This is a genomic window from Candidatus Rhabdochlamydia sp. W815, from assembly GCF_018642185.1.
GTDB lineage: Bacteria > Chlamydiota > Chlamydiia > Chlamydiales > Rhabdochlamydiaceae > Rhabdochlamydia > Rhabdochlamydia oedothoracis.
Genome location: NZ_JAAVTY010000198.1, coordinates 1 through 916, shown reverse-complemented (window position 1 = coordinate 916; position 916 = coordinate 1). Strand labels below are relative to the sequence as shown.

Here is a 916-nt window from a genome sequence, read left to right as displayed (position 1 = left end):
AATGAAGATTTTTACAGAGGAATATAAGACAGTTGATGCCGATGCAATGCTCGATTTTTTCAAGAAGCTAGAAAAACAGACAGAGGCTCGAATTATTCATGTAATTTTGGATAATGCAAGATCAAACAAAAATAAGAAACTAGAAGAGTTTCTGATGTCTTCTAGGATTAAAGTGCACTATCTCCCTCCTTATTCGCCGAATTTGAATCCTATTGAACGCTTGTGGAAGATCTTAAAGGAAAAGACGGTATACAATCGATATTACGAAACGTCGGTGACTTTTTTTCAGGCAATTAGAGGATTCTTCTTAGAAGAGATACCGAAAATAACAGATATTTTGAAATGTAGGATAAACGACAAGTTTCAAGTCGTTGACTTAAATCCCATTAAGCTAGCCGTTTGAATCGGCACTAGTATATAGTGGTTCCGATTCAATCGTATAGAAAAATATAGGATTAACGACAAGTTTCAAGTCGTTGACTTGAACCCCGTTAAGCTAGCCGTTTGAATTGGCACTGCTATATATAATTTTTTTTTAATTTACATCAAAAAACTGTTAAGAATGTTTTTATCCTTATGGACCTCAGTTTTGGGTTTTAGTCAATAGATTTCTTGCATAACCCCTTATTTTAAAAGCTTTCATTTATAGATTCCTATCTTAACAAAAGCATTCCCAGCTATATCGCTCAAACAATCATATCTCACGGATTAAAATACTTTAAAATTTTAGATTGCTGATTGGTTATGCAAGAGATCTAATAAATAATCCCCAATTACTCTACACAAGAAATATTTCTAAGATGTTTAGTCCCAAAGTGTGATGGTAGCCTTTAGGCAAGGTCTCTCCTTGTGTTTGATTGTTAAAAATCACAATAGAGATTCTTTCATCGCCTGCCTATTCTTTTTTTAATTCTTC

At 33.4% G+C, this 916-nt stretch carries 1 protein-coding gene; it reads left to right on the top strand.

Annotated features, from left to right (window positions below):
* The coding region (locus RHOW815_RS08285; protein ID WP_215217804.1) for a transposase at nucleotides 1-403 on the top strand (403 nt) is incomplete at its 5' end.
* Nucleotides 404-916 lie beyond the last annotated feature (513 nt).